The organism is Allobosea lupini, assembly GCF_900109525.1.
GTDB lineage: Bacteria > Pseudomonadota > Alphaproteobacteria > Rhizobiales > Beijerinckiaceae > Allobosea > Allobosea lupini.
In genome coordinates this window covers 24,986-31,163 of record NZ_FOAN01000020.1, presented here as the reverse complement: position 1 = coordinate 31,163, position 6,178 = coordinate 24,986, and the positions used below count along the sequence as shown (strand labels likewise).

Genomic DNA, 6,178 nt, shown 5'->3' with positions numbered 1-6,178 from the left:
GAGATCACGGTTCCGTGAACCGCAACGGGAGGCCCGCCGATGACCGAAGCCACCACCGCTCCGCCAGTACCGCTGGAGGATCAGCTCTGCTTCTCGATCTACTCCGCGGAGATCGCGATCCAGCGGGCCTATAAGCCTCTGCTGGATGACCTCGGCCTGACCTACCCGCAGTATCTCGTGCTCAACGTGCTCTGGCGCGAGGATGCCCAGACCGTCGGCGGCATCGCGCAGCAGCTGGCCCTGGAGTCCAGCACGCTGACGCCGCTGCTCAAGCGGATGGAAGCAGCCGGCCTGCTGCATCGCACCCGCAATCCCGAGAACGAGCGCCAGGTGATCATCGCGCTCACCCCGGACGGCGACAGCCTTCGCTTCCGTGCGGGCTGCCTGAACGAAAAACTGCTCCTGGCCTCCGGAGAGACGCCCGGCCACCTCGCCGAGCTCAATCGCCTGGTCAGGCAGCTTCGCGACGCGATCTACAGCCATGCCGGCGGCGCGGCAGGGGCAGCGCCGGGGCCGGTCGCTGCCCCGGAGAGCACAACGTCGTAGCAAGCTTCACCTAGACTGTCGGCACGGTCCCGCCATCGATGACGTACTCGGTCCCGGTGATGCTTCCCGCTCGATCCGAGGAGACGAACGCGATCAGGTTCGCAACCTCATCGGTGCTGGCCGGGCGGCCGATCGGAATGCCGCCGAGCGCATCCATGATCATCTTCCTGCCGGCCTCGACACTGACGCCGTGTTGCCCCGAAAGGCGCTCTGCGAACGCGATAGAACCCTCCGTGGCGATCCATCCCGGCGAGATGCGGACGACCCTTACCCCTTTGGGCGAGACGAGCTTGGAGAGGCTCTTGCTGTAGGACGAGAGTGCGGCCTTGGCTGCAGCGTAGCCGATCGTCGACTCTGGCAAGGGCATGACACGCTGGATGGACGTGACGTGGACGATGACGCCGCTGCCTTGCGCGGTCATCGCCGGCACCAGCTCGCGATCCAGGCGGACGGCCGGCATCAGGTTGAGGTCGAGCTCCTTGCGCCATTCCTCGTCGGTCAGGGCCTCGTATCCGCCCGCCGGGGCGGAAGAGCCGCCCAACATGTGCACGATGATATCGACGCCGCCGAGGCGCTGCCGAACGGTCTCCGCGAGCTGCGCACAGCCCTCTGGAGTCGTGAGGTCGACGCCGACGAACATCTCTGCCGGCAGGTCCTCCGGTCTCGACCTGGCGCTGGTCAGCACCTTGGCGCCCAGCTCTCGAAAGAGCTTGACGGTTGCGGCGCCTGCGCCACGCGTGCCGGACGTCACGAGCGCCCGCTTGCCCTCGAGGCTGATGAACGGGCTCATACGGTAATCTCCAGCTCGCTGATCAGGCCGCCTTCCACCCGAAAGAAGAATCTGAGATCGATCGGGCTGCCTGGGAAATCCCCTTCGACATGGCAGGTGACGACCATCCGGCCGCGATCCTGGGCGACCGAAACAGGCGTCGACTGAGCCGTATACTTCTTGGAATAATCGACTTTCCACTGACGAATTTCGTCTCGGCCCGTATGGATATTGTTTTCGTCCCGGACGATCGCTCTATCCGAAAAGCAATCGGCCATGACCTGAGGGTTGGGATCAAGATCGGCAGTAAAATAGCGCGCGATGGGTTCAGGAAGTTCGAGTGACATGTTTCATCATCCTTACAGAACGGAGTCCGTAATTTTCTCGCAAGCCCATCCTCTTGGATATGACGTCTGCGATTGCTTCTACGGAGTCGAACGTAGCGATGGACAGTCAGGGGGATAACTGGGATAAATTGGGATGAAGCGTTTCGAAATTCGGGACAATGATCGGCCATAACCTCATCGAGCTCGACGCCGTGATGGCGGTCGCGCGGCGCAAGTCGTTCCGGGCGGCGGCGATGGAACTGCAGATTTCCACGACGGCTCTGAGCAATCTCATCGCGAAATTTGAAAAGCAGCTCGGCGTACGCCTGTTCAATCGGACGACACGGAGCGTTTCGCTCACCGATGCAGGACGAAACTTTGTCGAACAGATCGGGCCCGCTCTTGTCGAGATTCACAGCGCGATGGACAGCGCCATGTCGCAACAAGAGGTGCCGTCCGGGACAATCAGGATCAACGCGTTTCCGACCGCCGCCCGCGAGATTCTGGAGCCGGTGATCCTGGAATACCTGCGCCGATATCCGCAGGTTCATATCGATCTCGTGACGGAAGGTCGTCTGCTCGATGTCGTGGCCGACGGCTTCGATCTCGGCGTCAGAAGCGCCGATTTCGTGCCCAGCGACATGATCGCCGTTCCGATCGGTCACGCCCGATCCTACGTCGTGGTGGCGTCGGCTGCCTATCTGGAGATGCACGGCAAGCCGCGCGTTCCCCTCGATCTGCTCAATCAGACCTGCATCCGCATCCGACTGCCCGATGGCGGCATCTATAAATGGCACTTCGAGAAGGATGGCGAGCCGATCCAGATCGACGTCAAAGGACCCATCACCCTCGATGAGGCCAGCCTCTCACGTACCGCGGTACTCCACGGGATCGGCCTGGGCCTGTTCATGGAGTCGGACGTCCGTGACGACATCGAGGCCGGCCGCCTGATCAAAGTCCTCGAGGACTGGATGAAACCGGTCGCGCCGCTGTGCCTCTATTACCCTGGCCGGAAGAACCCATCCGCTGCGTTCAAGGCATTCATCACTCTCGCACGCGAGTTTACCGCGGCATCAAGCGCTGATCCCGAACCACGTCGCGGTTCGGCCTCCTAATTCTGAAAGTCCGGTGTCGGCGGGCAGCGAATGGCAGCTCGTGGCGCCGAGCACTGACGAGGACTGCTATGGTCTGGGCGGATGCGGCATCCGGACGAGGATGTCGAAAGTCACGATGTCGACGGCGTCGTGACTGCATGGAGCCAGCGGCTGAACCCGTTCCGTCACCCTATATCCGTCCTTGATTGCATCACGGGAGCAGGACGTGCCTCGCGTTCGCTCGGGCGCGGGCACGCCTTCAATTCACCCGGCCCGAGCCGAGAATCGCTCCAGCACCGATGTCAGGCTGTGGCTGTCGCCCTGCGCCTCGTCGAGGATGAGCCGGTGTTCGAGATCGTCGAGATGTTGGCTCATCAGCCTGCGCGCGGCCGGCTGATCACCGGCGGCGACGGCCTCGATGATGTCGCGATGATGGTTGGCGCCGCACTGGTCGCCGTGATCGCGGCGGTACATCGCGTTGACCAGCGAGATGCGGGCGAGCACCTTTTCCAGCGCCTCGAGCAGGACGGGGTTGCCGGCGAGCTTTGCCAGTTCGACATGGAAGCGCCCTGACAGCTTTTCCTTGGCGGCATCATCGGGCGCGGCGTGGATCCGGTCCTCCTCGATCGTCAGCGCTCGTAGTGCTTCAAGCTGCTCTGCGGAGGCGCGCTCGAAGGCGTGGTCCAGCATCAGCATTTCGAGCGAGCGCCTCGCCTCCAGCAGGGCGCGCGCCTCGTCGATGCCGGGCTCGGCGACGAAGGCGCCGCGGTTGCGCTTGCGCTCGACCAGCCGGTCGCGCTGAAGCACCGCGATCGCGCCGCGCACGACCGTGCGGCTGACACCGAAATGCCCCCCGACGACATCTTCGGGAAGCTTCATGCCAGGGCGCAGCGCGCCTTCGGCGATGGCTTCCGCGAGCGTGTCGCAGATGCGCTCAACGATGTCGTCGCCCGTTGCATCACCATTGCGCTCGGCCATGCGCATTCAATCCTCGAAGCAAATCGGTACCGCGATTCTATCTCGCCGAGGCGTCATATCGATAGGCCATTTTGTGTGCAGGCAGCGCTATCATTTAAGCATTCATAATTGAAAGCAAAATTGAAAGCAATTTGTGTCGCAGATATGAAACCGATCATGAATCATAAACTTCTTAGATATATCAAACCCTTGTGACGTTCTCTGCGAGGTGTATGCGCTCTTGGCACGCCACTTGCCAGCACGTGGAGCAGCGATCTTTCGTTGGCCACAGAAGCGGGCGGCGCATGCAGGCGATCATGGAGAAGCCGGTTTCGACCTCGCCGCTCGGCCAGACTTTGGCCGTCAGCGGCGTCAGCCACAGTTATGCCGGTGCCCAGGCCGTCGATGATGTCAATTTCGTCGTGCCGGCCGGCAGCATCGCCGCCATCCTCGGGCCGAGCGGCTGCGGCAAGTCGACCATGCTGCGGATCGTCTGCGGGCTGCTGAGGCCGGGCGTCGGCAAGGTCATGATCGGCGACCGTGACGTGACGGACGTGCCGGCTCGCGAACGCAAGGTCGGCATGGTCTTCCAGAACTATGCGCTGTTCCCGCATATGACGGTCGCCGAGAACATCGCCTATGGGCTGTCCGGCCTGCCGCGCGAGGAACGCCGCGAGCGCGTCGCGCAGATGATGTCGATCGTGCGGCTGGAGCCCTTTGCGAACCGCCTGCCGCGGCAGATGTCGGGCGGGCAGCAGCAGCGGGTCGCGGTTGCCCGTGCGCTGGCGCCGCGTCCGGCCCTGCTGCTCCTCGACGAACCTTTCGCGGCGCTGGACCGCTCGCTGCGCGCCGACCTCCAGTTCGAGTTCGTACAGCTCCAGCGCAGCCTCGGCATCACGGCGATCATCGTGACGCACGACCAGGAAGAGGCGCAGTCGGTCGCCGAACAGCTCATCGTCATGAACAAGGGCCGGGTCGAGCAGTCTGGTCCGCCGGCGGAACTCTACGACAAGCCCGCCAATCTCTTCGTCAACGGCTTCGTCGGCCACGCCTCGCTGTTGAAGGCGACGGTCGCCAGGGCTGACGACGGCAACGGCCTGTTGCGCCTCGCATCGGGTTCGCAACTGGCGATGCCGGGCCCCGTCGGCTTTGTGCCGACTTCGGACGTCGTCCTCGCCGTCCGGCCGGAGCATGTGAAGCTCGCCGCGTCGCCCACGCCCGGCGCGCTGCTGGCCAAGCGCGTGCTGTCGGTGCCGCTCGGCCATCTGATGGTCCACGACCTGCTGGTCGAGGGTGCGACGCCCGTCAGGGCGATCGCGGACCGCGCCTCCGAATCCGCCGAACTGCCGCGCGACGTCTTCGTCAGCTTCGCGCTCGATCGCTGCCGCCTTTTCCCTGCTCCCTGATCTTCCGAAAGGATCGCCGCCATGACCAGCGCTCTCAGCCGCCGCCAGTTCGCCGCCGGCCTCGCCAGCCTTCCGGCTCTTGGCGTGTTTTCCACCCGACAGGCGCGCGCCGCCGGCTCGGTCGTCGCCGCCGCTTTCCCCAACGCCTGGGAGGACGCCTATCGCAAGATCGTGGCGCCGCTGGTCGCAGCCCAGGGGACGCAGCTCGTCGTCTCGCCGGCCCTGGCGCAGGACCAACTCGCCAAGCTGCTGGCGAGCCCCGGCAAGCCCTCCTTCGACGCCGTGCTGATGTCGCCTGGCCAGACGGCGGAAGCCGTGTCGCGCGGGCTGATCGAGAAGATCGATCCGTCGAAGCTGAAGAACTGGGACAAGCTCGAGGCATCGGCCCGCACCGAATACGGCCCGAACGTCACGGTCGAGATCAACGGCATCGCCTACAATCCGACGATGGTGCCCAAGCCCGCCGGCTACAAGGATCTGTTCGAGAACAAGGCCTATGACGGCAAGGTCGCCTGGATCGGCTTCGGCTCGAACACCGCTGCGATGGCCTGGGTCGAGATCGCCAAGCTCTATGGCGGCGGCGAGGACAATATGGAGCCGGTCTTCAAGCTGCTCGCCTCGCACATGCCCAAGGTCGGTGCCATCGCCAACAATGGCAGCGCCCAGATGACGATGTTCCAGCAGGGCGAGATCGGCGTCTTCATGGCCAGCACCGGCAATGTCGCGCGGCTTAAATCGCTCGGCGTGCCCTGCGAGTTCGTTCATCCCATCAGCGGTTCGCCGAGCGTTCCGGTCACCATCCACCTTGCCAAGGGCGCGGCCAATCCCGAGGGCGTCTACCAGTACATGGACGCGGCGATCTCGGCCGAGGCCCAGTCCAAGCTCGCCTTGCCGCCGACCGAGATGATCCCGACCAACAGCGACGTGCCGCTGACGCCCGGCATCAAGTCCTTCGTGTCTGAGGACGACCTGAAGAAGCTGGTCTACCCGGACTGGGCCAAGATCAACGCCAAGCGCGCTGCCTGGACCGCGGAATTCGACCGGGTGGTCCGCAAGTAGGCCTCTTCTCAGGCGATCCCT

General features: G+C 64.1%; 7 protein-coding genes. 4 read left to right on the top strand and 3 right to left on the bottom strand.

Features of this window, described 5'->3' with window-relative positions:
- The first annotated feature begins 39 nt into the window (after positions 1-39).
- Positions 40-546, top strand: coding sequence for a MarR family winged helix-turn-helix transcriptional regulator (locus BMZ21_RS29585; protein WP_091843737.1), 507 nt, complete (start codon positions 40-42; stop codon positions 544-546).
- Between the two features lie 10 nt (positions 547-556).
- On the opposite strand, the gene BMZ21_RS29580 is transcribed toward BMZ21_RS29585, so the two are convergent.
- Together BMZ21_RS29580 and BMZ21_RS29575 are read right to left on the bottom strand one after the other, a co-directional pair.
- Positions 557-1,336, bottom strand: coding sequence for an SDR family oxidoreductase (locus tag BMZ21_RS29580; protein ID WP_091843733.1), 780 nt, complete (start codon positions 1,334-1,336; stop codon positions 557-559).
- Entirely contained in the window at positions 1,333-1,662 is a 330-nt protein-coding gene (locus BMZ21_RS29575) for a nuclear transport factor 2 family protein (RefSeq protein WP_091843730.1), read from the bottom strand. The genes BMZ21_RS29580 and BMZ21_RS29575 overlap by 4 nt, the downstream gene beginning before the upstream one ends.
- A 158-nt stretch (positions 1,663-1,820) precedes the next feature.
- Here BMZ21_RS29575 and BMZ21_RS29570 point away from each other — a divergent pair, with 158 nt between their 5' ends.
- Entirely contained in the window at positions 1,821-2,756 is a 936-nt protein-coding gene (locus BMZ21_RS29570; protein WP_091843727.1) for a LysR family transcriptional regulator, read from the top strand.
- 243 nt (positions 2,757-2,999) lie between these two features.
- On the opposite strand, the gene BMZ21_RS29565 is transcribed toward BMZ21_RS29570, so the two are convergent.
- Complete coding sequence (locus BMZ21_RS29565) at positions 3,000-3,713, bottom strand: GntR family transcriptional regulator (protein ID WP_244544083.1); 714 nt, start codon at positions 3,711-3,713, stop codon at positions 3,000-3,002.
- A gap of 284 nt (positions 3,714-3,997) precedes the next feature.
- On the opposite strand from BMZ21_RS29565, the gene BMZ21_RS29560 reads away from it, so the two are divergent.
- Both BMZ21_RS29560 and BMZ21_RS29555 read left to right on the top strand, forming a co-directional pair.
- On the top strand, positions 3,998-5,098 hold the full coding sequence (locus BMZ21_RS29560) for an ABC transporter ATP-binding protein (protein ID WP_167561807.1): 1,101 nt from the start codon (positions 3,998-4,000) through the stop codon (positions 5,096-5,098).
- A 21-nt stretch (positions 5,099-5,119) separates the two neighbouring features.
- Complete coding sequence (locus tag BMZ21_RS29555) at positions 5,120-6,157, top strand: extracellular solute-binding protein (protein ID WP_091843715.1); 1,038 nt, start codon at positions 5,120-5,122, stop codon at positions 6,155-6,157.
- The last annotated feature ends 21 nt before the right edge of the window (positions 6,158-6,178 follow it).